Below are 24632 nucleotides of genomic sequence, written 5' to 3'. Positions count from 1 at the left end.
CCGCCCTCGTCTCCGCTCCACCTTCCATCGCCTGCTGCCAGTCAAGAGTTCCTCCCCCTCCTGTCCCTCCGCCGCTGATCCGGTACGTACCGGATCAGCGAAGGAGAGTTCGTCCCTCCCTGGCTGTACGTCGACGCGGCCGCAGCGGCCGTCCGGTGGAGCGAGCAGGCGCGGGGCGGCTCACACCGGCGGCAGCGGGTCGTACTGGATGCCGCGCCGCACCTGCCGGGCGCGCTCCACCCCGCCGAGGCGCGCCACCAAGTGCAACGCCATGTCGATGCCCGCCGACACCCCGGCCGAGGTGATCACGTCGCCGTCGTCGACGAGGTGGGGGCGGGTCTTCGTCATGCGGCCAGGCCAAGCGCCCCCACTACGGGGCAGCTGCCCGCCCGCCGCTTACGTCGCCCCGTGCCCCGCCGATAGAGCGCCGTGAGCACGGATCGCTCGCACACCCCGGCCACGGATCGGCCCCCCGCACTCCACCGACCCCACCGGGACAGGCATGCCACTCGAATCCGTGACGCAAGCGGCGCTGCAGAGCGCCCTCGACGGTCTCTCGCTGCGCCAGAAGACGATCGCCGCGAACATCGCGAACGTCAACACGCCGAACTACACCGCCAAGCGGGTGCAGTTCGAGGAGGCGCTGGGCCGGTCGGTCGCGGCCGGCAGCGGGGCGGTCCAGGCGTCCACGTCGCGCAGCCTCGAGCCCACGCGCCTCGACGGCAACAACGTGAACCTCGACACCGAGACCCTGTCGAACGTCGACACCGTGCTGCGGTACCAGTTCGCCACGCAGGCCATGAACTCCGAGCTGACGGCCGTCCGCGCCGCGTTCAGGACGAACTCGTGACCGCCTTCGACGCGATCGGCATCGCGAGCACCGGCCTCACCGTGCACCGCAAGTGGCTCGACGCCGTCTCGGACAACATCGCCAACGTCAACACCGTCAAGTCGATGGACGACACCGCGTTCCAGGCCCGCTACGTCGAGGTGCAGGAGGGCGCCGGCACCTCGGGCGTCTTCGTCAAGGCCGACCGCTACGGCAGCGAGGCCGGCCGCGTCACGTACCTCCCCGACCACCCGCTGGCCGACGCCGAGGGGTACGTGCGCATGCCCGACATCGACCTCGGCGCCCAGATGGGCGACCTGATCATGGCGCAGCGTGGCTACCAGGCCAACGCCGCCGTGGTCGACCGTGCCAAGACGGCCTACGAGGCCGCACTCCAGATCGGACGTGGCTGATGCCCATCGCAGGAATCCAGGCCCTCGGGGCGGTGCAGCAGTCGGGCTACGCCGACGTGGGCTCGCTGATGCGGGCCGGCGGCGCGTCCGACGTGACGGGCGCGACCGGCACGACCGGCGCCTCCTCGGCCTCCGGCGCGACCTTCGGCGCGACCATGACCGGTGCCGTCGAGGGGTTGCAGCAGCTGCAGTCCGAGGCGAAGACCCTCGCCGTCAAGGCGGTCACGGGTGACCTGACCGACATCCACGACGCGACCATCGCCGCGACGCGCGCCCAGGTGACGCTCGAGCTGGTCAGCGCCGTCCGCAACAAGGGCGTCGACGCCTTCAACGAGATCATGAGGATGCAGGCCTGATGCCCACCGCCGTCAAGGGCCAGCTCGCCAAGCTGGGTGCCGCCCTGAAGAGCTTCACGGTCGCGCAGCGCACGATCGCCGTCATCCTGCTCGCCGCCCTCGTGCTGGGCGTCGTCGCGCTCGTCAGCTGGCTGGGCAAGCCGACCTACACGCCGCTGTTCAGCGGCATCGACCCCACCGACGCGAGCGCCATCGTCGAGCTGCTGCAGGCCGACGGCGTGCCCTACCAGCTGACCGCGGGCGGCGGCACGATCCTCGTGCCCGAGGGCGTCGTCTACGACGAGCGCCTCAAGGCCGCCGCCGCCGGGCTGCCCGCCGCGAGCGCGGACGGCGGTTACTCGCTGCTCGACACGATGGGCGTCACCTCGTCGGAGTTCCAGCAGAACGTCACCTACAAGCGCGCCATCGAGGGCGAGCTCGCCAACACGATCAAGGCGATGGACGGCGTGCAGAACGCCAGCGTCCAGCTCGCGATCCCCGAGGACTCGGTCTTCGTCTCGGAGCAGCGCGACCCCACCGCCTCGGTCTTCGTCGAGACGCGGGCCGGCGCGACGCTGGACTCCAAGCAGGTGCAGGCCATCGTCAACCTGACCAGCGCCTCCGTCGAGGGCATGAAGGCCACCGACGTGGCCGTCACCGACGCCTCGGGCACGGTGCTGTCGGCCGTCGGCAGCGGAGCCGTGGGAGGCGCGGGCGGCGACGCGAGCGACTACGAGTCGAAGGTCCAGGCCTCGGTGCAGGCGATGCTCGACAAGATGGTCGGCCCGGGCAACTCGTCGGTCGTGGTCGCCGCCGACCTCGACCAGAGTTCGGGCACCAAGGTCACCGAGTCGTTCTCGCAGCCCGAGAGCGGCCCGATCGCCCTCAACGAGTCGGGCTCGACCGAGGAGTACGGCTCGGGTGCGAACGGTGCCGGCGGCACCGGCGCGACCGGCGTGCTCGGCCCCGACAACATCGCCGTGCCGACCGGCACCGACGGCACGACCACGGCCGGCACCGGCACCGGCGCCGACGGTGGCTACACCAACGAGTCGACCACCAAGAACAACGCCGTCGACAAGGTCACCGAGAGCCTGAACGTGCCGGCCGGCGAGGTCAGCCGACAGACCGTGTCCGTCGCGCTGAACTCGGCCGCGGCCAACGGCGTCAACATGCAGAGCGTGCGCGACCTCGTCAGCGCCGCCGCCGGCATCGACGCGGCCCGCGGCGACACCGTGCAGGTCGCCCAGGTCGACTTCGACACGACGGCCGCGGACGCCGCCGCCGAGGCGCTCAAGGCCACCGACGCGGCGAGCGCGAGCGAGGCCATGTGGGGCACGATCCGCACCGTGGGCATCGTCGCGGCCATCGCGATCGCCGCCGTCGTGGGCCTGATCGTCTTCGCCCGCCGCAGCCGTCGCCAGGACCGCGAGGATGTCGACCTCGGCGAGCTCGCCCCGCAGAACGGCGCCCAGACCTGGGACGCCACGATGCCGCTGTCGCTCGACGACGCCGTCGCCACCTCGCGCCTGACCCTGCCCGGCATGGGCGAGGCCAAGACCGAGCTGCTCGAGGTCGACGCCCCGACGCCCTCGCCCGAGTTCGTCTCGGCCGAGCGCCGCCGGGCCGAGATCGACGCGATGGCCGAGCGCGACCCGGGCAAGACCGCCGAGCTGCTGCGCGGCCTGATGGACGACCGGCAGCCCGCATGAGCCTCGTCCCCACCGCGTTCGGCGCCCCCGCGGCGCCCGGCGTCGGCAAGCCGCTGACCGGGTCGCAGAAGGTCGCCGTCATCCTGATGCAGATGGACCAGGCCCGCGCCGCCGCCGTCATGAAGGAGTTCAGCGAGGTCGAGGCCGAAGAGATCGCGGCCGAGATCGTGCGCCTGCGACGCGTCGACCCGTCGCTCGCCGACGCGACCGTGGCCGAGTTCCACGACCTCAGCGTCAGCGGCCGCTACCAGCGCCGGGGCGGCCACGACGTCGCCGTCGGGCTGCTCGAGGCCTCGTTCGGCTCGGAGCGTGCCGCCGGCGTCATGGAACGCATGGCGTCGAACATGGCCGGCAAGTCGTTCGAGTTCCTCGACGAGGCCGAGGCCGGCCAGGTGGTGACGCTGCTCGACGGCGAGCTGCCGCAGACGATCGCCCTGGTGCTCGCGCACCTGCGCCCCCAGCAGGCGTCCGCCGTGATGTCGGGCCTCGACGTCGAGCTGCGCGCCGACGTCGCCCAGGCCATCGCGACGATGGGCACGGCCACGCCCGAGTCGGTCGGCATCGTCGCGGCCACGCTCAAGGTGCGGGCCGGCGCCGTCGTCGCGCCGCGCGAACAGGTCGAGGTCGTCGGGGGCATCCAGCCGCTGATCGAGATCCTGAACCGCAGCGACGTGGCGACCGAGAAGGCGTTGCTCGAGGGCCTCGACGAACGCGACCCCGAGCTGGCCGAGGAGGTCCGCTCGCGCATGCTGACCTTCGAGGACGTCGTCAAGCTCGAGTCGCGCGACATCCAGCAGGTGCTGCGCGGCATCGACGCGGCGATCCTCGCCACGGCGATGAAGGGTGCGCCGACCGCGGTGACCGAGGTCATCCGCGGCAACGTGTCCGAGCGCAACCGCGAACTGCTGGACGACGAGCTGCAGTCGATGGGCCCGGTCCGCAAGTCGCAGATCGAGGAGGCGCGGGCGTCGGTCGTGCGCGCCATCCGCGAGCTCGAGGCGATGGGCGCGATCACCATGCATCGCTCCGACGACGACGCCCTCGTCGAGTAGCCCACCCGCCGTCCCGCGCCGGTGCGGGACGGCGGCCCCCCTTCGGGGCGAGGGCTAACGCCCACCGGCCGCAGGCCGAGAGTCGCCTCTGAGCACGGATCGCTCACCCACCCCAGGCCACGGATCGGCCGTCACCCCCGAACGCCGAACGGCCCGTGATGCTCGAATCCGTGATGACCCCCGAGGGCGCTGCCCCGGCCTTCGCGCGCGTCAGCTACCCGTCCGTCTCGCTGCCGGGGTCCGACGCCGCCACCTCCCGTCAGGCGCACGACGCCCGGGCCGAGGCCCGCGGTCACGCCGCCGGGTACGCCGCCGGCCTCCGCGCCGCCGAACTCGAACTCGCCGCCCGCCGCGCCGTGCTCGAGGCCGAGCACTCCGACCTGCTGCACCGGCTGCAGGCCGCGACCGTGTCCGCCGTCGGGGCCCTGGCCGCCTCGGCCCGGGCCCTCGACGCCCGCGTCGCCCCGGTGCTGGACGACGCCGAGGAGGCGCTGGTCGCGACCGCCTTCGAGCTCGCCGAGGCGGTCCTCGGGTACGAACTGCGTGCCTCCGAGTCCGTCGACGCCGTCTCGCCCGGGGCCGACGCCACCGCCCGGGGCGCGGGTGCCACCGACCCGTCGACGCGCACCGCCGACCCCGCCCCGGCCGACCCCCGCGCCGGGCGCACCGCCCGCGCGGCCGTCGCCCGGGCGCTCGCCGTGACCGACCCCGGCGATGTCGTGACCGTCCGCCTGCACCCCGCCGACCTCGCGCAGCTCGACGCCGCGACGCTCGACTCCGTCGCCGCGGACGTGGCGTTCGTGGCGGACGCCTCCCTCGCCCGCGGCGACGCCGAGGCCGAGCTGCGCGTCGGCCAGGTCGACGCCCGACTCGGCACGGCGCTCGACCGTGCCCGGACGGCGCTGCTCGGCGACCCGGCGTCGGACGGGGGCGCCTCGTGACCCTCACCGCGCCTCCTGCCCTCACCGCGCCTCCCGCCCTCACCCTGTCTGCTGCCCTCACCGCGACGGGCGACGTCGCCGCCTCGGCGGGCGTCGCCGTCGTCGACGCGCGTCGCCCCCGCGTGCCGGCCGTCGTCGCCCCGCGCCTCGCCGCCGCCCGTGCCGCGTCCCGCCCGCAGCGCGTCGGCCGGGTCAGCTCGGCCGTCGGCCTCGGCCTCACCGTGCGCGGCCTCGACGCGGCCGTCGGCGAGATCGTCTCGGTCGGCGACGGACGCGCCGACGCCGGCTCGGACCTCGCCGAGGTCGTCGCGACCACCCCCGACGGCGTCCGCTGCATGCCGCTCGGCCGCCTGACAGGCATCACCACGGGCACGCCCGTCCGTTCGACCGGGCGACCCCTGCTCGTCCCGACCGGCACCGGCCTGTTCGGGCGCGTGCTCGACGGCCTCGGCCGACCGATCGACGGGAAGGGGCCGCTCGTCGGCTCCGACGGCGGCCGGGTCGACCTCGTGCCGCTCGACCACGAGACCCCGTCGGCCATGCACCGCGCCCGCATCGACACGCCCCTGCAGCTCGGCGTGCGCGTGCTCGACACCCTGACCACGGTCGGCAAGGGCCAGCGCGTCGGCCTGTTCGCCGGCTCGGGCGTCGGCAAGTCGTCGTTGCTGTCGATGATCGCCCGCGGCTCGGACGCCCAGGTCAGCGTGATCGCCCTCGTCGGCGAGCGCGGCCGCGAGGTGCGGGAGTTCCTCGAGGACGACCTCGGGCCCGAAGGCCTCGCCCGCTCGATCGTCGTCGTGTCGACGAGCGACGAGCCCGCCCTGATGCGTCTGCGTGCCGCGTTCGTCGCGACCCGCATCGCCGAGTCGTTCCGCGACCAGGGCGCCGATGTCGTGCTCATGATGGACTCGCTCACGCGCGTGGCGATGGCCCAGCGCGAGATCGGCCTCTCGGTCGGCGAACCGCCCGCGACCCGGGGCTACCCGCCGTCGACGTTCTCGGTGCTGGCCGGCCTGCTCGAGCGCGCCGGGACGGACCGCGTCGGCTCGGTGACCGGCCTCTACACGGTGCTGGTCGACGGCGACGACCACAACGAGCCGATCGCCGACGCCGCCCGCAGCATCCTCGACGGGCACGTCGTGCTCGACCGGAAGCTCGCCGTCACGGGGCACTTCCCGTCGGTCGACGCCCTCGGCTCGGTGTCGCGCGTCGCGTCGAAGGTGACCAGCCCGCCCCAGCGCGCCGCGGCGACCACGCTGCGCAAGGTCATGGCCGCGCGTCGCGCCGCCCAGGACCTGCTCGACGTCGGCGCCTACCAGCGGGGCAGCAACCCGCTCGTCGACGCGGCCGTCGACCACCAGGGCGCCATCGACGCGTTCCTGCAGCAGGGCATGGACGACCGCGCGGCCTCGGCCGACTCGTGGAACGCCCTGGCCTCGCTGACCTCGCGCCTCGGAGGGATCTGATGGCCCGCCCGTTCTCGCTGCTCGGCCTGCTGAGGCTGCGGCACGCCCAGCAGGACCAGGCCGGGGCCGTCCTCGCCGACGCCAACGATCGCCTCCGCGAGGCCGCCGACGAGCGCATGCGGGCCAAGCGCACCCTGGCCGACGAGCCGTCCGAGGTCACCGACGCGGCGATGCTGAGTGCCCTGGCGGCATCGCGGGCCTCGTCTCGCGGCATGCTCGCCGAGCTCGACGCGGTCACGCAGCGGCGTCAGGCCGACGCCGACGCCGCACAGGCGGCCTTCACCGAGGCCCGCCGTGCCGCGCTCGGCCTCGAGAAGCTCGAGGCCGTGCACGTGGCGGCCGAGGCGGCCGCCGACCTGCGCGACGAGCAGATCGCGCTCGACGAGATCGCCTCGCGCCCCCGGCCCGACGGCTCGCCGTCCGGCACCGACCCCGAGAACCCAGGAGGCGCGGCGTGAGCCCCGTGACCGAGGTCCTGTCACGAATCCAGGACATCCAGTCGACCATCGCCCAGCTGCGCGCGGGAGCGACCGGTGCGGCGACGACCGCGACGGCCACCGCCGCGTCCACGACGTCGGCCACGGCGTTCGCCGACGCCCTCGCCGGGACCTCCGGCACGGGCGCGACGGCGACCAGCGCCTCCGTGGACGCCGTGGCCGGATCGGTCGCCGGCGGCAGCGGTGCCGACGGCTCGGACGTCGTCGAGGCCGCGAAGAAGTACCTCGGGGTGCCCTACGTGTTCGGCGGCGAGGACCGCACGGGCATGGACTGCTCGGGCCTCGTGCAGACCGTGTTCAAGGACCTCGGCGTCAGCATGCCGCGCGTCGTGCCCGACCAGGCGAAGATGGGCGCCGAGGTGTCGTCGCTCGCCGAGGCGAAGCCCGGCGACCTGCTCGTGCCCAAGGGCGAGGGCCACATCGTGATCTACCTCGGCGACGGCAAGGTGCTGCACGCACCCCGCCCGGGCAAGGACGTGCAGATCGTCGACAACTGGTACAAGGACTCCGACCTCGGCACCATCAGGCGGATCGTGCCGGCCGAGGGGACGGCGGGTGCCGCGTCGGCGTCGAGCGCGTCGTCGGCGCTGTCGGGCCTGTCCGGCCTGTCCGGTCTCTCGGGTCTGTCGGGCTCGTCGGGTCTGTCGGGCCTCGGGGGTCTCTCGGGTCTGTCCGGCGCGTCGGGTGCGGCGTCGTCGGGGACCGACCTGACGACCGCGGCCCTGCAGAAGCTGATGAGCGCGGGGGTGGCCTCGTGAGCCTGTCCCGTGCGCTGCCGTTCGCGCCTCCCGCGCTGTCCGACGCGTCGTCGCTGCGCGCCCCCGCCGGGTCGCGTGCGCCGGGCGCCGGTGGTGCACGAGACGCCGACCGGGCCGCGGCCGGTTTCGGCGCGGCCATGCGCGACGAGCACGCGTCGACCCGGGCCGCCGACCGGCGTGACGCCGGGCCCGCCGAGCGTGACGGCCGCCCGGTCGACAAGAACGCCGACCGGAACGCCGACCGGAACGCCGCCCGCACCGCGGACCGGAACACCCCGGTCGCCCGGGAGGCCTCGACCCCCGTCTCGGACGAAGCAGTGGCCTCGTCGTCGCTCGACCCTGCGTCCGTCTCACCGTGGCGCCGGTCGTTCGCCGATGCGACCTCGGCGTCGACTGGTGCAGCGGGCGAGCCCGGAACCGCGACGGCCGCCGACGAGCCCACCCCGACGACGGACGGCGAGTCCGCCGCGTCGACGGTCGCCGCCGGCGAGACGGTCCCCGAGACTGCCGCCGGTCTCACCGGCACGGGCCTCGGCGCTTCCGCCCTCGGCGCCGCTGCGGCCCTCTCCGCTGCGGCCCTCACCGACCCGGCCTCGGCCCCGACGGCCTCGGCCGCGCTCTCGTCGCGCCCCTCCGCCTTCGGCGATCCGGCACGCACCGGAGCGTCGACCCCCGGTGACGCCCCGGCCGTGACCAGCGATCCGGTCCGTACCGGATCGGGCGCCTCGTCGACGTCCGCCGTGCCCGCGTCCGCCACCGCCTCCACGGCACCCGGGACCGACTCGGTGCCCGACCCGTCTGTCGCCGGCTCGGGCGCCGCGTCGTCGTCCGCCGTCACCTCGACCGGAGCTGCTGCCTCCGCTGCTGCTGCCGCCGGGATCGCTCTGCCCGCCGCCACCGTCGCGCCCGCGGCCCTCGCCGCCTCCTCGTCCGTCGGGATCGGGGCCCCGTCCGCGACCGACGGCACGGGGGCAGCGAGCGCGGGCGCAGCCGGCACTCCCGCCGAGTCGACTCCGGTGAGCCCGCTCGATCCGGCCCGTGTCGGATCGTCCGTCCGTCCCGACGCGTCCTCCGTCAGCGGTGATCCGGTCCGTACCGGATCAGCACCCGCGAGCCCTGCCCCCTCGACCGCCGCGTCGTCGGACGGCGGCCCCCTCGCCTCGTCAGCCACCCTCACGTCCGGCGCGACCGGCGCGACCGGCGCGACCGGCTCGACCGGCGCAGCCGGCACGTCCGGTCCCTCGACCTCGTCGTCGACGGTGCCCGGTGCCGCCACCGCCTCGGCGTCGACCCCGGCGACCGCACCCGTCGACCCGATCGTGCTCGCCGTCCCCGGGGTCGGCGCGACGTCCGCGGCCCCTGCGACCAGCGCCTCCTCGTCCGCGACGACGGCCTCGGCGGCCACGCAGCCGGCGCCGCTCACGCAGCAGCTCTCCCGCCCGCTGTTCACGCTGGCGGCCGCGGGCCCCGGCGTGCACGTGGTCACCGTCGACGTCGCCCCCGAGGCGCTCGGCCCGGTCACCGTCCGCGCCCACGTCTCGGCCCAGGGCCTGCACGTCGAGATGTTCGCGGCGTCGGACGCCGGTCGCGACGCCGTCCGGGCGATCCTCGGCGACCTGCGCCGCGACCTCGCGACGGCCGCGAACGCGGCTGGCACGGGCCAGGGAGGCGCGGGTCAGCAGACCAGCGTCGACCTCTCGTCCCAGAACCAGCCGTCCGACCCCCGGGGCGACCGCTCCGGCCAGGCCGGAGCGGCCGGCGCCCAGGCCGGCGCCGACGGCGGCTCCGGCCGTCAGGTGCGCGACGCTGCCCGTTCCGCCCGCGCGCTGCGCGACGCCACCGACCCCCTCGACGCGACGGGTGCGGTCGACCGTGCCCGCGCCTCCTCGTCCCTCTCGACGTCGATCGACGTCCTGGCCTGAACCGGAGACCCCATGCCCTCGATCGACCAGATATCGGGAACCGTCGACGTCGCGACCCAGATCGCCGCCGCCAATGCCGCGAAGGGCGGCTCGAGCCGTTCGACGTCGAACACGATGGACAGCGAGATGTTCATGAAGCTGCTCGTCACGCAGCTGAAGAACCAGGACCCGTCGACCCCGATGGACACCAACGCCATGATGTCGCAGACCACCCAGCTGGCGATGATGGAGCAGGTCACGGCCCAGACGACGACGGCCAACGAGAACTTCTCGCTGCAGATGCGCATCGCCGCCTCGAACCTCGTCGGTCGCGAGGTCAGCTACACGGGCGCCGACGGCGCCGAGGTGACGGGCACCGCCACGAGCGTGTCGTTCGCCGAGGCCGTCCCGAAGGTCACGGTCGGCGGGAAGGAGGTCGCGTTGGATCTCGTCTCGGGCATCGCCGCCACGAAGGCGTGACTCGACCCGCACCACCCGCGACACCCGCAGCACCCGCGACACCCGCAGCACCAGCACCACCAGCAGCACCCCTCGAACCACACCGGGAGCAGGACGCGACCGGACCCACCCGCGCAGGACGCGCCTCCAGAGTTCTCCCCAGCTGAAAGGCAGCACCCATGCTCCGCTCCCTCTACTCCGGCATCTCGGGCCTCCGGTCGCACCAGACGATGCTCGACGTCACCGGCAACAACATCGCCAACGTCAACACCGCCGGCTTCAAGTCGTCGACCACCCAGTTCCAGGACACGCTGTCGCAGATCACGCAGGGCGCGGGCGGCCCGCAGACCGGCATCGGCGGCACGAACCCCGCCCAGATCGGCCTCGGCGTGCAGGTCGCCGGCATCTCGACCAACTTCTCGCAGGGCTCGGCGCAGGCCACCGGCAAGGCGACCGACCTGATGATCTCGGGCGACGGCTTCTTCGTCACGCGCCTCGGCAACGACACCGTCTACACGCGGGCCGGCGCCTTCGACTTCGACGCCGACGGCCGCCTCGTCTCGGGCGACGGCAAGATCGTGCAGGGTTACTCGGCGACCAACGGCGTCATCAACGACGGAGGCGCGCTCGGCGACATCACGCTGCCCCTGAACGCGGCGGCCCCGGCCTCGGCGACCTCGAGTGCGACCGTCGGCGGCAACCTGCCGAGCGAGTCCGCGGTCGGCGACAAGATCGTCCGCGACACGAAGGTCTTCGACGCCAACGGCCTCGAGCGCACCCTGACCCTGACCTTCACCCGCACGACCGGCGGCTGGGACGCGAGCGCGACCGACGGCAATGGCGGGGCCACGACCTCGCTCGCCTTCACCGACGGCAAGCAGACCGGCGCGGCGGCACTCAACCTCAACGGCGTCACCGTCGACCTGTCGGGCGTCACCGGCTTCGCTGCGCTCAACACGACCTCGATCACCGACCAGAACGGTCGCGCGGCCGGCACCCTGCAGGGCTTCTCGCTCTCGAAGGACGGCACCCTGATGGGCCAGTTCAGCAACGGGTCGACCGTCGCCCTGGGCCGCGTCGCCCTCGCCACCTTCGCCAACCCCGGCGGCCTCGAGAAGGAGGGCAACTCGGGCTACCGGGCGACCGCCAACTCGGGTGCCGCGACGGTCGGCGCCCCCGGCTCGCCCGGCATCGGCTCGCTGGCCAGCGGCTCGCTCGAGATGTCGAACGTCGACCTCTCGCAGGAGTTCACCAACCTGATCGTCGCCCAGCGCGGCTTCCAGGCCAACGCCCGCATCATCACCACCTCGGACGAGGTGCTGCAAGAGCTGACGAACCTCAAGCGCTAGTCGCAGGACGCTGCGGCGGCCCACCGCACCCTTCGCACCGCGTTCCGTGCACCGCACCCGATCTCGTCGCGGTGCGCTGCACGGAACGCGGTGCGTTCGTCATGCGGAAGCGCGGCGCCAGTCAGGAGGCGCGGTGCCGGTCAGGAGGCGCGGCGCGCGTCACCGGGGGACGCGCGCGAACGCGGCGCGCAGCCGGGCCCCGCGCTCGGGGTTGAGCTGTTCGACCCAGCCGATGCGACCCCACAGCTGGGCCGCGAAGTCGGGGTGCCCGGCCCGGTTCTGCGCCTCGAGGCCGGTGCGGGCCGCGTTGTGCAGCACGGCCCGCAGCCGGTCGTACTCGGAGCGCACCGTGTTCGTGCCCTGGTTGACGACGACCCCGGTGACGACCTGCCGCGTCGCCGCGCCGCGCACGCGGGTCTTCGCCGGGTTCAGCTCGTGGCCCTCGTCGCCGACGATGCGTCCGACGCCCCGCACGAAGGCGTCGGCTCGCCCGGCGAGCGTCGCGTCGCCGCTGAAGGCGAGGTCGTCGGCGTAGCGCGTGTAGGTCGCCCCGGCCGCGCAGGCGTACCCGGCCAGCCGCGAGTCGAGTCGTCGCAGGGCGACGTTCGCGAGCGCCGGCGAGGTCGGCGCGCCCTGGGCGAGGTGGGCGACCGAGAGCGCGTGGCGCAGGGCCGAGCGCTGCTCGGGGCTGCCGCCGGCGGGCATGCCCGACAGGACGCCCGGCGGCACGGAGTTCGTGCACAGCCCGGTGAGCACGTGGGCGACGGCGTCGGTCAGCCCCTCGCGACGCAGCGCGCCGAACACCTGCCCGGCGGTCACCCGGGCGAAGAACGAGGTCAGGTCGAGGGCGATGACGACCTCGCGGCCGACGTGTCGGCGGGCACCGCTGATCGCGCCTCGCCCCGGGACGAATCCGTGGGCCGCGTCGTGCAACGGCACCGCGGCGAGCACCTCGTCGAGCACGATGCGCTGCAGGTCGCGCAGCCGGAAGCCGGGCACCTCGAGCAGCCGTGGCGTGCGTCCGGGGCGGGTGCGCCACTCGTACCGGTGGTGCTGCAGGGGTCCGCGTTCGACGCGGCGGTTCCAGCGACCGGGGTCGGCGAACCAGTCGAGCTCGCCCACGGTCAGGTGCAGCAGTCGGGCGACGTCGGCCACGGTGCCCACGCGCAGGAGGCGCGGGTCGGCCGAGCGCGCCTCCTGCGTCACCGGCGCGTGGTGGACGATGCGCAGCGGGCGGCCGTGCACCCTCGCGTCGGCCACTGCGTCGCCGAAGGCCGGGTCGCGGGCGATGAGGGTGACGAGGGTCCGCGGGTCGTCGTGGGGTGCGCGGGGCAGGGCACGGACGAGAGCGCGGGCCAGGGGCCGCCAGAACCGGGTCGGCCCGTCGATCGCCTCGCCGGCCGCGGCCGTGAGCCCACGGACCGTCCACTCGGCGGCGAGCAGGGCGTCGGCGAGGCCGACGGCCACGGCGTCGGGCCCCGGGTCGGGCTCGCGGGCCAGGGCCGCCGACGCGGGGGAGGGGCCGCTCACCCGGTCGCCGTTCGCGCGACGGCTGCGAGCCCGGCTGCCGTTCGCCGGTCGGCGGTCCGCCGGCCGGTGGCGCGGGCGGCCGCGTCGGGGACGACGGGGTCGGGGTGGGTGCGGCGGTGCCTCGGCGACTCGTGCATCGGTGCGGGCCCCTCGCCGCGCGGAGCGCGGTCTCGGGCTGGCGGAGCGGTGCCGTGGTCGATCTGCGTGCCCCGGGGTAGCCCCGGAGAGGAGGGCACGACGCGCGTGCCGCCCACCTCGCCGAGACACCGTCGCATGCGGTCACGCTAACGGAGGCCACCGACGCCCGTGATCCCTCGCGGGGTGGAGCCGGTGCCGGCCGGGGTGCCCGCCCGGGACGCGAAGGAGGCGCGGTGCCTGCCCTGCAGACGCCGCGCCTCCTCGGCTGCCCGGCTGTGGTGCCGGGGCTCGACGACTAGTAGGTCGTCGGCATCGAGTTCATGAGGGCGGGCACGACGGCGACGACGTACACGATGCTCAGGATGATGAAGACGGCGCTGAGGATCACGCCGGCGAGGGCGAGGCCGTGGCCGCGCTCGCCGGTCTTCTTGATCTGCGACAGGGCGATCAGGCTGACGATGAGGCCCGCGAGGCTGAAGACGAACGCGAGGATGAACCCGACGATCGAGAGGACGTTGTAGCGCGCGGCACTGCCGGCGGACTGGGGCATGGCGGTGTTGGACATGAGGACTCCTAGGTGTGGTGACGTCGGGTGACGTGAGGCAAGACGAGATGGACCGCTTTGAGACGAGAATGCCTCAAACAGACCGGTCGCGCACGGAAGTCTGACAGAAACCTGAGATCACGTGTGGCCGACGTACCGACCGGCCTTGTGGTTCATCGCCAGCACGAGGTTGAGCACGACGGCGCCGAGGGCCGAGAGCAGGACGATCCAGGGCGAGACGACGGTCAGCGAGGTCAGGACGATCAGCACGTCGAAGCCCATCTGCACGTAGCCGGCGCGCAGCCCGGCCCGTTCTTGCAGGACGAGGGCGAGGATGTTGATGCCGCCGAGGCTGGCCCCGTGGCGGAAGAGGATCAGCAGGCCGACGCCGACGAGCAGGTTGCCGGCGAGGGTGCCGTAGACGGGGTTGATGCCGTCGATGTCGAACATCAGGGGGTGCAGGTACGAGAACGCGGACAGCATCACCACGGTCAGCACCGTGCGCAGGGTGAACGGCCAGCCCTTCTTCCACACCGCGAGGGCAAAGAACGGCACGTTCACCAGGACGAACAGGACGCCGAAGGTCCAGCCCGTGGCGTAGCTGGTCAGCAGGGCGAGGCCCGCCGTGCCGCCCGAGACCGCCCCGCTGGCCTTCAGCAGGAACAGCCCGAACGACGCGAGGAACACGCCGGTCACGACGCCCATCACGTTCTCGCCGAGCGTGTGCTTGGTGGTGTCGACGGTCTCGATCGAGCCGGTCAGGGCCGGGTCGTCGATGCCGTGGCGGGCGGGGGCCACGGCGTCGGGCGTCGCGGCGTCCGGTAGCCCGGCGGGCGACGACTCGGTCGGGGCCGACGAGGCGTCGGGTGCGCCCGGTCTGGCGGCGCTCGTCGTCGGTGCGTCGTAGCCGCGGGCGGCGGGGGAGGAGGCGGTGGTGACGTCGTCGGCGCGGGCGGCGGGGGTGGTGCCGGGGCGCGACTCGTCGAGGGGTTCGTGGGTCACCGGCACATCCTGCCAGCCCCTCGTTTCGCGCACGTGACGCGCCGCGCCCGCCTGCCGCGCGGCCTGCCGCGCCTGCCGCCCAGCCTGCCGCACCGTCGAGTGGACAAGACGCCGCCGCACTCGACGGCGTCTCGTCCACTCGACGGTGTCGTGCAGCAGTGGTCAGGCCGCGCCGGCCACGACGACGGCGAAGGGCACGATGACGGCGAGCAAGGCGACGAGCGCCACGAGGGCGCAGAGCACCGGGCGTCGCGTAGTGATCGGAATGACGCCCGGGACGACCTGGGCGGCCTTCTTGCCCGAGAAGACCTGATCGGCGGGCATGATCGTGAGCCGTGCATGCTGGGCGATCGCGCGCAACTGTTCGCCGGGCCAGTTGGCCTCGGTGAGGACGATGCGGCGGCCCTTGCCGTCCCGAACGGTGAGGTATGCGAGGTTCTGCACACCCAGGTTGAGGGTGCACAGGATTCCGCGCTGTGAGCCGTCGAGCTCCACCGTCGTGGTGCGTCCCCACCTGCGTCTGCTCACGGCACTGTCGGACACCGTGAGGCGCGTCGTTCGCAGATACAGCCACAGTCCGATCCCTGCGATGGCGATCGTCGCAATGACGACGGGGATGAACGCACCACCCAGGCGGTATCCGCCGAGGAGGAACGCCACGGGAATGAAGATCAGGCGAGCTTTGGCCTTCGACCAGAAGTGCGACCAGTCGGGGCGGTATGTCACGGGCGGGGTGGTCGTCGCGTTCATGCACATTCTTTCTGTGGGGAGGTTCGGTGTGGGGATCGGGGTTCAGGACGCCAAGACAGGCCTCTCGCGAGATGGTTGACGAAAGTGGCTGGCTCGCTCGTCATGCGCTCGACGCCGCGACGACCGAGGGAGTTCTGAGTGACCAGATGGCCAGGCCGAGAAGGACCGCGGCGACCATCGTCAGGCACACGGTGATGACGAGCGTCGCCCAAGGGTGCCGCTGGAACGGCGACAGCATGCCGGGCGCCAAGGCGTCTGCCTCCGCAGGGCTCAACAGGCCGTTCCCGTTGGAGTACCTGAGTGGAAAGTGGCGCGAGATCCGTTCCAGGTCGGGAGTGGACCAACAGGCGCCGGTCAGCCGCATGATCGGCTGCCTGCCCCGTCCCAGAATGAGCCGGAGAACGGGCCGAGGGCCGTCAACGTTGGCAAAGATCCCCGAAGTCGGGCGTGTCCTCGCGATGTGTCGAGCCACGAAGAAGCGTGAGTAGCTCAATCCGTCGTCCAGCAAGATGACGCGGGTGGTCAACATGTAGATGCTGATGCCACCGAGGACGAATGCCAGGACTACTGCGGCAAGCGCCCAGCCCAGCGCTGAATCCCGGACGGTGAACGGGATCAGGCCCGTTGACCCGACTGAGATGATCACGTTTCGTGCGTAGTGTCGCCACCGTGGACGCAGAACACGATTCACACCGCTGCCCTTCCACGTCGGTGACGCCTGATCACTCACGCCGACCTCGAGATCCGGAGGTGCCGCGCGATGTCGTCGACCTCGGGTACGACGAGATCCGCGGGTCGGGGGTGGGGGCACTCGGTGACGAGGAGAACGACCTGGCGGGCACCGTCCGCATCGGGGACGACCCAGGACCACGTGACGCGCGTGACCGCAGCACACGACGTCGGGTCCAGGCAGGGTCCGAGAATGCGCACGTTCTCGGTTCGGCAGGCGGGGCCCATGATCGTCGAGGGGTGGTCGTGGTCGGGTCGGTCGATCCTCCGGCCTCGACCGAGAGCATCGAGGTGCGGACAGGAGACATCCTCGGCGTCTTGCACGATGACCACTGCGGCCCAGCCGATCAGGCCGGCTGAGGCGTCGATGCGCGCCAAGGCGAAGTCGAAGTCCACCAATGCGGCCATGAGCTCTTCCACACCCTGCAGCCCTCCACCGTCGGACAGATCGACGCGCTGGGGCGAGTGCCTGTCGTGTACGAGTCGCCAGGCGTCGTCATGGGTGAAGGTGATGTTCACGGAGCATCCCCAGTTCGTGAGCCCTGGACCTCTCGAGTCGTCCGAGACGTCGATCGGGACATGGCGATCAGGCGGGCGAGAACGCTCGTGAACGCGACGACCGAGATGACCGTGGAGACCGTCGCCACCCCGACGAGCAGCTCGGTCTGCGAGGACTCGAGAGTCGGGCCAGCGCCGGAGCGGAGGAAGACCACGCCCACGATCGACAGGGCGATGAGGCGGATGCTCGGGGCGAGCATTCGTGTCTGCAAGGCACTGTTCCCGGCGGCTGCGTCGACGTGCAGCCCCCGGTTGAACTCGGGCCCGAACGAACAGGCCTGCTGGGGCGCTGGCCCGGGCAGCTGCGTCTTCGTGAGTCCGGCCGAGTTCAGGACTTCGAACAAACGGTTGCGACTGGTGTCGTCCGGGGCCCAGAGCGTCATGGGCAACGTCACTCGTTCGACCCCCGAACGGTCGACGAGCGCGAGGGACCCCGCCGTCTTGCGAGAACGAAGGGCGTACGACACCAACTCGGTGTCGGAGGCCACCCGGCGGGTGCCTGTGACGAAGGCCATGCTCACGGAGAGTTGATCTCGCAGGTGCAACCCGTCTGCTTCCGCCCAGAGACAGGCTCGGTGCGCGAAGCGTCGCGGCGATCGGGGGCGGACGGCGTGTTCGCGGCGGTAGCGCCTCGTCGGGACCGGTAGCCATTCGACACAGGACGCCGAGACCGTCACACCCGTGCAGGCGAGTGCGACGCTGAGAACGGTCTCACCGACCACGAAGGGTGACGCGTCCTTCAGCTGCACGGTCAGCCAGGAGGTCACGGCGACCACGACGAACGCGAGAACGACCGTGATTGTCGCAGCCACCTCGACGCCGAGCCAGAAGCGCTTCTCTCGAGTGGGTCGGAGGCCGACGAGGACGAGGTCGCCGGGGGCCGGGGTTCCCGACAGGAACGGGTCGGCAGCGACCAGGGGTACGTCGAGCTGCTCAGCGAGTGACGCGAAGCCGGCACTCCGCATCATGAGGTCGGGACGCAGGTATCTGTGCCCCGGCCACCATTCGTGCAGGGGCCAGACGAACGTGCCCTGTCGGGTCTCGATCCACGCTGCGCCCTCCTGGCCGAACGGCGTCAGCGGAAACGTCTGCGACTCCGACGAACTCCAGCCGACCCGGATGACGTCCTCTCGGGGGGAGAGCACGCGGAGGCGCCCCCGAGCATCGACGAGGACGAGGGCGCCCCGATCGTCGAGTCCAGCAGCGACGTGCGCTCGAGCCCCGGCCAGGAGGGGGCTCCTCGACGTAGCGGTGACGAAGGGGACCGCTGCCCGTGTCGACGTCAGCCCGTCCACGAGAACGTCCTGACGATCGAGTCGAGATGGGCGATCTGCGCTCCGAGCAGCGACGTCCCGAGAGTGGACCCGGACAGGACGAGGAAGTTTCCCGGTGAGTCCCGGATGTCCGTCGCGTAGTGGACGGTGCCCTGCGACAAGGAAGCCGACGTCCTCGCTGTTCCTGCAGCGATCGCATCGAGGTCGAACGCGTCGTGCAGGACACCTGTCCACTCGTGCACCGATCGGCTCACCCGCTGGACGCATCGAGACCAGGCGACCTCTGCGTCCTCGAGAGCTCCGATGGAAGACGGGGGAAGTCCCAGTCGGAGCAGAGCCCTGGTCGGGTCGCCCTCCTGCGGGCCCGCACGCACGACGAGCGACATGAGCGACATCGGTCCGATGCCCGTCCGAGATGTTCCGGCGAAGAAGTACAGATCGAGTGCGCCGACCGCACGTGCTCGCGTGACCGGTGTCACGAGGGCCTCTCGGTAGCGGCGCCGCGCCAACGTGACGTCCCGAGAATCCCTGTCGGGGAGTCCGTCGAACGCTGCCCTGGCCAGTCGTTCGCATTCGACCGAGCTGTCGTTCCTCAGATCGGCACGTCGCCAGGACGCGGGAAACGTGAGCGAGAAGGTCTCGCTCACAGGGAGCCCACGACCGGTTCGCGTCGTTTCTGTCGATACGACCCGTCGGTGAGGTCGGACACGATCGTCTTGATCGTGACCACGTCTCCGACGTGTCCCACGAGTCCCACTGGTCCGCTGATGCCAGCCCAGAGCATCCCGGGGCCGTAGTGGGCGGTGGCGGAAGGCCCACCCCGTGCCAGGCGTCGGACGAGGAAGAGCTCGAGGCCACCGCCGCCCACCAGCTCGTCCACGAATCGGACCGTCGGATTGCGTCCGATGGCATCCGCTCGGGCCAAGAGCTCACGACGAGCCTGCGCCCTGACGGCATTGGCATGCTTCGGTGCGGCCGCGTTGGCTCGAACGGCCGCCCCGGAGTGGGTCACCGACGTCTTCGTGGCCGTCACGGCCCGGCTGACAGCGCGGAGTCCGCCCAGGCCGACGCAGGCCATCCCGAGGTTGGCGATGTCACCGAGCACGTCTGCGGGTGTCGCGTCGCCGGCCACGGCCTGGGCCAGCGTGATCAGGAGTGAGAGGGCCGCCACGGCGATCGAGAGTCCGAGCAACAGCGGAGCCAAGGGGCCGGCGAACATCGCGGCGAGGCCGAGGACGAAGCCGAGAATGCTGAGGACGTCCTTGGTGATGTTCAGGGCTTCTTGCGCGTCGTGCACCACCTGCTTCACCCCGTCCCACCAGGTGTCGCGCAGCTCGTCGTCGCCGGCCAGGCGGATGGCCGCGATCGCGCGGTCGTTGAGGGCGCCGTACTCGCCCGAGGCGTCGCCTCCGCTGCCGACGAGGCGAGTGATCACCGCCTTCGCGTCGGCGAGGTCGGCGTCGGCGAGCTCGACGGCCCGCGTCCGGGCCGCCTCTTGTCGCTCGACCTCGACGGGGTCGGTCTCGCCGGGGACGACGAACCTGTCGGCCGTGCGCCGCGCCTCCTTCGCGTCGTCGGCGTCGAGGCGGGCTCGATCGGCCTGCCGCTGCAGGTCGTCGAGGCCGTCCGCGTACGTGTCGAGGGCGGCGGCGAGATCGAGGTAGCGCTGCTTCGCCCGGTCGATCGCGTCGGCGAGGGGTTCGGCCGACGTCGTGAAGGTGCGCCCCGACTCGGAGTCCCACCCGTCGGCCTTCGCCAACCGCCGCAACCGTCGCGACTGCGTCTCGATCGACGTGCCCGTGGCCCGAGCGGCGGCGGCCGACGACCGGATCTCGGTCGGATCACCGGGGACGGGGTGGGCGGGCAGGTCGAGGGGGCTCCAGTCCCACGGGCGACTCACGACGCACCCGCCGCGTCCGACGGCTCGAGGGCCCGGGCGAGGTCGCCGTCGACCTGCGTGAAGGTCTTGCCGGCGCTCTCGGCCATGGCGCCCACCGCCGCGACCGACTCGAGCATGCGCCCGCGGGCGATCGCCCAGTCGTCGGAGAACGCCTCGACGGCCGACCGCAGTCGTGGCGAGCCGATGCCGTCACTCGCGGCACCGGCGCTGCCGGACGACAGCTCGGCGTGCAGGGTCTGGAGGTCGCGCGACAACGCGGCCAGCGCCTCCAGATCGATGTCGATGTACCGCGCCACGGCGGCTCCCCTCGTCGATATGAGCAATGTCACACACCATAGCGAACGTGATGGCCGCAGCGGCAGCCCTGGGGACAACTCCCTGCGATGCCGCCGAACCCCCACACCTAACGCCCCGCCACCACCGGCCGATAGTGCTCCGTAGCCGCTCAGGACGAGCAGCGACACCTGCCCCCACGGACGGAGGCAGCGGACACAGACCTAGGACGGGCCGATGATCGTCGTCACGCGACTCAACGACAGCAGATTCGCTGTCAACCCTGACCTCATCGAGCGCATCCACGAGACGCCCGACACGGTCCTGATCATGGTCGACGGCGCCAAGTACGTCGTGACCGAGCCGATGGCCGAGGTCATCGAGATGATCGCCCGCTACCGGGCTCGCATCGTCTCGCTCGCCTACGACGAGCCCTCCGCGACCGCGCCGGCCAGCCGGGCGCTCGGCAACCGCACCTCGACCGGCCCCCAGCTCGGCATCGTCCGCGGCTCGAGCGGCTCGGGCGGCTCGAGCGGTTCAGGAGGCGCGGGTCGCGTCACCGAGTTCCGTCCCCCCGTGCAGGCTCCCGCCGTGCACGCCCCGTCCGACACCACGCAGGGACGCTGACCGTGGATCCCGCAACGATCATCGGCATCGTCCTCGCGCTGGGCGCCCTGTTCGGCATGATCCAGCTCGAGGGCGTCAGCATCGCCGGGCTGCTGCTGCCCGCCCCGATCATCCTCGTCTTCGGTGCCACGATCGGCGTCGGCATCGCCGGCACGACGATCAAGGACGCCATCCTCAGCTTCAAGAAGATCCCCCGCGCGTTCACCGGCAAGGTCGTCCCGCCGCAGTCGGTCATCGACGGCGTCGTCTCGCTCGCCGAGAAAGCCCGCAGCGAGGGCCTGCTCTCGCTCGAGCAGGAGGCCGAGAAGCTCGACGACCCCTTCATGAAGGGCGCCCTGCAGAACATCGCCGACGGCACCGACGGTGAAGAGCTGCGCATCCTGCTCGAGGACGAGATGGAGTCCCGCCTCGCCGCCGACCGCACCGCCAGCAAGTTCTTCATGAGCCTCGGCGGGTACGCCCCGACGGTCGGCATCGTGGGCACGGTCGTCAGCCTCACCCACGTGCTCGAGAACCTCGCCGAGCCCGACAAGCTCGGCCACATGATCGCCGCGGCGTTCGTCGCGACCCTGTGGGGCCTGCTGACGGCGAACTTCCTGTGGCTGCCGCTCGGCGCCCGCCTGAAGAAGCTCGCCGACCTCGACGAGGCCCGCATGACGCTGCTGCTCGAGGGGGTGCTGGCCGTCCAGGCGGGAAGCCAGCCGCGCCTCCTCGGCGAACGCCTCAAGGCGATGGTGCCGACCCACGCGCTCGAGGGCGCGGCGGGCAAGGGCGCCAAGGCGAAGGTCGGCGCGAAGAAGGCCGGCGACGACCAGGGGCTGGCGGCATGAGCGGCTCGCGCGGCGCCCGGAAGAAGAAGGGGCACGGCGAGGACGAGCACCCCGACGAGCGCTGGATGGCCTCGTACATGGACATGATCACCGTGCTCATGTGCATGTTCATCGTGCTCTACGCGATGTCGACCGTCGACCAGGACAAGTACATGGCCCTGCGCAACTCGCTCGCGACCGGCTTCGGCCAGACCGAGGTCGGCAAGATCGACACGGCCTCGGGCACGGTCGTCGCCGCCGACGACGTCACGCCCGAGGGCGCGGGCTACTCGACCGGCACCGAGACCGACATGAGCAAGACGGCCGCGTCGGGCGAGGAGCAGACCGCCGAGCAGGCCGCCGCCGCCTCGACCGCGGCGCAGGCCGAGCTCGACGACCTCACGGCGATCAAGGCGGCCGTGGCGGCGAACCTCGAGGGCTCTGGCCTCAGCAGCGACGTCGAGTTCGCGGTCGACGCCCGCGGGCTGACGATCCGCCTGATCGGGTCCGAGACGTTCTTCGGCACGAACAGCGCCGACCTCAGCGGCACCGCCGTCAGCGTGATGAACGCGATCGGCCCGGTCCTCAAGACCGCCGGCCACGACGTGTCCGTCGAGGGCCACGCCGACCAGCGCAGCTCGACCGCCCCCTTCGCCACCAACTGGGAGCTCTCGTCCGCCCGCGCCACCCAGGTGCTGCGCGACCTGGTCGAGCGGGGCGGCATGGCGCCCGACCACATCCAGTCCGTCGGCTACGGCTCGTCGCGGCCGCTCAGCACCGGCACGGCCGACGCCGACCTCGCCGCGAACCGTCGCGTCGACATCGTCGTCCTGTCGAACCAGTCCGACGCGGTCAGCGCCCTGCTGCCGCAGCTCGAACAGGCGGCGGCCGCCGGGGGAGGCGCGGTGACCGACGGTCGCAACCCCACCGTCCAGCAGGCGGCCGACACCTCGACCACGGCCGAGGCTCCCGCGCAGAAGCAGCCGAAGGCCGAGACGAAGGAGCACGCGACCGAGAAGGAGGAGACGTCAGGGCACTGACCCCGTCGACCCAGTACGGGGGGTACGCGTGATCCTGGGCTAACGCTCAGGTGGGGTGGGCCGATAGCTCCGTCCGTGACACTCCTCGACGCCCCGACGGGCAGCACCGCGACGACCGTGACGGTCGGTGCGTCGGCGCGCCCGCAGAAGACCGTCGAGGTATACGACTTCCGCCGCCCGACGACGCTCGCCCGCGAGCACTCGCGCGTCCTCGAGCTGGCCTTCGACACCTTCGCCCGCCAGTGGGGCACGCAGCTCACCGCCAAGGTGCGGGTGCTGTCGTCGGTCACCTGCGAGCAGGTGCAGATGCTCACCTACGACGAGTACGCCTCGTCGCTGCCGGCGACCACCGCGATGGTGCTCTGTGCACTCGAGGGCGTCTCGGCCAAGGCCGTCATCCAGTTCCCGTCGTCGGCCGCCCTCACCTGGGTCAGCCACATGCTCGGCGCGGTGAAGCCCACGGCGCTGCCCGAGCGCACGTTCACGCCGGTCGAGCAGGCCCTCGTCCGCCGCCTGATGGACGACGCCCTCGACGACCTGCGCTACTCGTTCGGCACGATGCTCGCCGACCCGATCAGCGTCGGCGGGTTCCAGTACAACTCGCAGTTCGCCCAGGCTGCGCAGAAGTCCGACCTGATGATCGTGGCCTCGTTCGAGATCCGCGTCGGCGAGCGCGTGGCGCCCGGCACGGTCGCGATCCCCGCCGACGTGCTGCTGTCGCAGCTCGGCGAGTCCAACCCGACGATCGACGCCGCCGACGCCCGCGACCTGCTCGGCGCCCAGCTGGCCTCGGTGCCGGTCGGCGTCTCGCTGACCTTCGCCCCCGCCGCGGTGCTGCCGAGCGTCGTGCTCGGGCTGGCCGTCGGCGACCTGCTGCCGCTGCCGCACCCGCAGCACCGCCCCCTCGAGATCAGCGTCGACGGTCAGGCCGTCGGGCGTGCCGCCGTCGGGGCCGCGGGCTCGCGACTGGCCGGCATCGTCGTCTCCACCTCCCTGACCGGCACCGAAGAAGGAACCTCATGACCGGCACGACCATCACCCTGCACACCGCGGCGGCCGAGGCGCTGGTCGCCCAGCTGCCGACCCCCACGCCGCTGCGTGCCGTGGCCGTCGACGCGGCGTCCGCCCCCGGTCTGAGCGTCGCGGGCTCGTCGGTCGTCGTCACGTCGTTCGTCGGGTCGGTCTCGGCCGACACCGCGGTCGTCCTGACCGACATGGACCAGCTCGCCGCCGCCGCGGGCACCGACAACCCCCTGGTGTCGGTCTCGGACGTGCTGCGCCCCGCCCTCGAGGCGGCGACCGGCGTGCTCGGCACCGGAGTGCTCGGCGAGAGCCGCCGCGAGTCGGCCGACGCCCTGCTCGCCGACCCCGAGACGGTCGTCTTCGAACTCACGGCCGCGGGCCAGCCCGCCGGCTGGTTCGCCCTGCGCCTCCGCGAGACCGGCACGATCGCCGGCCCGTCGTCGGCGTCGCCGAGCGCGGGCGCGGTGTCGACCGGCAACCTCGGCCGCATCAACAACGTCGAGATGGCGCTGACCGTCGAGATCGGCCGCACCCGCATGTCGGTCCGCGACGTCCTCGGCCTCGAGCCCGGCGCCGTCATCGAGCTCGACCGCTCGGCCGGTGCGCCCGCCGACGTGCTGCTCAACGGCCGCCTGATCGCGCACGGCGAGGTCGTCGTCGTCGACCAGGACTACGCCGTCCGCATCACCAAGATCCTCGACGTCGCCGACGGTCTCGCCTGAT

Annotated in this window: 27 protein-coding genes; 17 read left to right on the top strand and 10 right to left on the bottom strand. The window is 72.5% G+C overall.

All coding sequences use genetic code 11. The features are described from left to right. Window positions 1-180 precede the first annotated feature (180 nt). Window positions 181-348 carry a hypothetical protein gene (locus tag ASG05_RS15855; RefSeq protein ID WP_235491443.1) on the bottom strand — a complete coding sequence of 56 codons (168 nt, stop codon included), beginning with the start codon at window positions 346-348 and terminating at the stop codon, window positions 181-183. A gap of 154 nt (window positions 349-502) precedes the next feature. On the opposite strand from ASG05_RS15855, the gene ASG05_RS08675 reads away from it, so the two are divergent. From ASG05_RS08675 to ASG05_RS08620, 12 genes are all read left to right on the top strand, one after another. After that, window positions 503-850, top strand: coding sequence for a flagellar basal body protein (locus ASG05_RS08675; protein ID WP_056259808.1), 348 nt, complete (start codon window positions 503-505; stop codon window positions 848-850). Next, window positions 847-1242, top strand: a complete 396-nt coding sequence (locus tag ASG05_RS08670) for a flagellar basal body rod protein FlgC (RefSeq protein WP_043596823.1) — start codon at window positions 847-849, stop codon at window positions 1240-1242. The genes ASG05_RS08675 and ASG05_RS08670 overlap by 4 nt, the downstream gene beginning before the upstream one ends. Continuing rightward, window positions 1242-1598 carry a flagellar hook-basal body complex protein FliE gene (fliE, locus tag ASG05_RS08665; RefSeq protein WP_056259807.1) on the top strand — a complete coding sequence of 119 codons (357 nt, stop codon included), beginning with the start codon at window positions 1242-1244 and terminating at the stop codon, window positions 1596-1598. Before ASG05_RS08670 ends, fliE begins: the two co-directional genes overlap by 1 nt. Beyond that, window positions 1598-3289 carry a flagellar basal-body MS-ring/collar protein FliF gene (gene fliF / locus ASG05_RS08660; RefSeq protein ID WP_056259805.1) on the top strand — a complete coding sequence of 564 codons (1692 nt, stop codon included), beginning with the start codon at window positions 1598-1600 and terminating at the stop codon, window positions 3287-3289. The genes fliE and fliF overlap by 1 nt, the downstream gene beginning before the upstream one ends. Next, window positions 3286-4341: a flagellar motor switch protein FliG gene (gene fliG / locus ASG05_RS08655; RefSeq protein ID WP_056259804.1), complete on the top strand. Its 1056-nt coding sequence runs from the start codon at window positions 3286-3288 to the stop codon at window positions 4339-4341. The genes fliF and fliG overlap by 4 nt, the downstream gene beginning before the upstream one ends. 158 nt (window positions 4342-4499) lie before the next feature. Next, complete coding sequence (locus ASG05_RS08650) at window positions 4500-5282, top strand: hypothetical protein (protein ID WP_056259802.1); 783 nt, start codon at window positions 4500-4502, stop codon at window positions 5280-5282. A gap of 122 nt (window positions 5283-5404) precedes the next feature. Then, window positions 5405-6748 (top strand): FliI/YscN family ATPase, encoded by a 1344-nt coding sequence (locus ASG05_RS08645; protein ID WP_056260762.1) that lies wholly within the window; start codon window positions 5405-5407, stop codon window positions 6746-6748. Further along, the gene (locus tag ASG05_RS08640) at window positions 6748-7206 is read left to right on the top strand and encodes a hypothetical protein (protein ID WP_200936792.1); all 459 of its coding nucleotides are present in this window, start codon (window positions 6748-6750) and stop codon (window positions 7204-7206) included. The genes ASG05_RS08645 and ASG05_RS08640 overlap by 1 nt, the downstream gene beginning before the upstream one ends. Continuing rightward, entirely contained in the window at window positions 7203-8003 is an 801-nt protein-coding gene (locus tag ASG05_RS08635) for a C40 family peptidase (RefSeq protein ID WP_056259800.1), read from the top strand. Before ASG05_RS08640 ends, ASG05_RS08635 begins: the two co-directional genes overlap by 4 nt. Continuing rightward, on the top strand, window positions 8000-9925 hold the full coding sequence (locus ASG05_RS08630; RefSeq protein WP_056259798.1) for a flagellar hook-length control protein FliK: 1926 nt from the start codon (window positions 8000-8002) through the stop codon (window positions 9923-9925). Before ASG05_RS08635 ends, ASG05_RS08630 begins: the two co-directional genes overlap by 4 nt. A gap of 12 nt (window positions 9926-9937) precedes the next feature. Continuing rightward, window positions 9938-10384 (top strand): flagellar hook assembly protein FlgD, encoded by a 447-nt coding sequence (locus tag ASG05_RS08625; protein WP_056259796.1) that lies wholly within the window; start codon window positions 9938-9940, stop codon window positions 10382-10384. 158 nt (window positions 10385-10542) lie between these two features. Then, window positions 10543-11712, top strand: coding sequence for a flagellar hook protein FlgE (locus ASG05_RS08620; RefSeq protein ID WP_056259794.1), 1170 nt, complete (start codon window positions 10543-10545; stop codon window positions 11710-11712). Between the two features lie 159 nt (window positions 11713-11871). Here the strand turns inward: ASG05_RS08620 and ASG05_RS08615 are convergent, their stop codons facing one another. The 9 genes from ASG05_RS08615 to ASG05_RS08570 form a co-directional block, all read right to left on the bottom strand. Then, window positions 11872-13242 carry a reverse transcriptase family protein gene (locus ASG05_RS08615; RefSeq protein ID WP_056259792.1) on the bottom strand — a complete coding sequence of 457 codons (1371 nt, stop codon included), beginning with the start codon at window positions 13240-13242 and terminating at the stop codon, window positions 11872-11874. 433 nt (window positions 13243-13675) lie between these two features. Further along, window positions 13676-13945 carry a DUF4190 domain-containing protein gene (locus ASG05_RS08610; RefSeq protein ID WP_056259790.1) on the bottom strand — a complete coding sequence of 90 codons (270 nt, stop codon included), beginning with the start codon at window positions 13943-13945 and terminating at the stop codon, window positions 13676-13678. A gap of 117 nt (window positions 13946-14062) precedes the next feature. Continuing rightward, entirely contained in the window at window positions 14063-14701 is a 639-nt protein-coding gene (locus tag ASG05_RS08605; protein WP_235491486.1) for a YitT family protein, read from the bottom strand. Window positions 14702-15088: 387 nt separating this feature from the next. Then, a complete protein-coding gene (locus ASG05_RS08600) occupies window positions 15089-15676 on the bottom strand; it encodes a hypothetical protein (protein WP_056259789.1) in 588 nt (195 codons plus the stop codon). A 100-nt stretch (window positions 15677-15776) separates the two neighbouring features. Continuing rightward, complete coding sequence (locus ASG05_RS08595; protein ID WP_056259787.1) at window positions 15777-16322, bottom strand: hypothetical protein; 546 nt, start codon at window positions 16320-16322, stop codon at window positions 15777-15779. Window positions 16323-16402: 80 nt separating this feature from the next. Continuing rightward, window positions 16403-16924, bottom strand: a complete 522-nt coding sequence (locus ASG05_RS08590; RefSeq protein ID WP_056259784.1) for a hypothetical protein — start codon at window positions 16922-16924, stop codon at window positions 16403-16405. Further along, complete coding sequence (locus tag ASG05_RS08585) at window positions 16921-18108, bottom strand: hypothetical protein (RefSeq protein WP_157490143.1); 1188 nt, start codon at window positions 18106-18108, stop codon at window positions 16921-16923. Before ASG05_RS08585 ends, ASG05_RS08590 begins: the two co-directional genes overlap by 4 nt. Before the next feature lie 772 nt (window positions 18109-18880). Continuing rightward, window positions 18881-20137 carry a hypothetical protein gene (locus ASG05_RS08575; protein ID WP_056259778.1) on the bottom strand — a complete coding sequence of 419 codons (1257 nt, stop codon included), beginning with the start codon at window positions 20135-20137 and terminating at the stop codon, window positions 18881-18883. Continuing rightward, window positions 20134-20433: a hypothetical protein gene (locus tag ASG05_RS08570; protein ID WP_056259776.1), complete on the bottom strand. Its 300-nt coding sequence runs from the start codon at window positions 20431-20433 to the stop codon at window positions 20134-20136. Before ASG05_RS08570 ends, ASG05_RS08575 begins: the two co-directional genes overlap by 4 nt. A gap of 214 nt (window positions 20434-20647) precedes the next feature. Here ASG05_RS08570 and ASG05_RS15850 point away from each other — a divergent pair, with 214 nt between their 5' ends. The 5 genes from ASG05_RS15850 (at window position 20648) to fliN (ending at window position 24631) form a co-directional block, all read left to right on the top strand. Beyond that, on the top strand, window positions 20648-21037 hold the full coding sequence (locus tag ASG05_RS15850; protein ID WP_082486566.1) for a flagellar FlbD family protein: 390 nt from the start codon (window positions 20648-20650) through the stop codon (window positions 21035-21037). Between the two features lie 2 nt (window positions 21038-21039). Beyond that, complete coding sequence (locus ASG05_RS08560; RefSeq protein WP_056259774.1) at window positions 21040-21867, top strand: motility protein A; 828 nt, start codon at window positions 21040-21042, stop codon at window positions 21865-21867. Next, the gene (locus ASG05_RS08555; RefSeq protein WP_082486565.1) at window positions 21864-22886 is read left to right on the top strand and encodes a flagellar motor protein MotB; all 1023 of its coding nucleotides are present in this window, start codon (window positions 21864-21866) and stop codon (window positions 22884-22886) included. Before ASG05_RS08560 ends, ASG05_RS08555 begins: the two co-directional genes overlap by 4 nt. Window positions 22887-22961: 75 nt before the next feature. Further along, window positions 22962-23909 carry a FliM/FliN family flagellar motor switch protein gene (locus ASG05_RS08550; protein ID WP_235491442.1) on the top strand — a complete coding sequence of 316 codons (948 nt, stop codon included), beginning with the start codon at window positions 22962-22964 and terminating at the stop codon, window positions 23907-23909. Then, window positions 23906-24631 (top strand): flagellar motor switch protein FliN, encoded by a 726-nt coding sequence (gene fliN / locus ASG05_RS08545; protein WP_056259771.1) that lies wholly within the window; start codon window positions 23906-23908, stop codon window positions 24629-24631. The genes ASG05_RS08550 and fliN overlap by 4 nt, the downstream gene beginning before the upstream one ends. Window position 24632 lies beyond the last annotated feature (1 nt).

The sequence above is a fragment of the Frigoribacterium sp. Leaf186 genome (assembly GCF_001423905.1).
In the GTDB taxonomy this organism is placed as follows: domain Bacteria; phylum Actinomycetota; class Actinomycetes; order Actinomycetales; family Microbacteriaceae; genus Frigoribacterium.
Note: the sequence above shows the minus strand (reverse complement) of the source record. Positions and strands in the feature narration are given on the sequence as shown.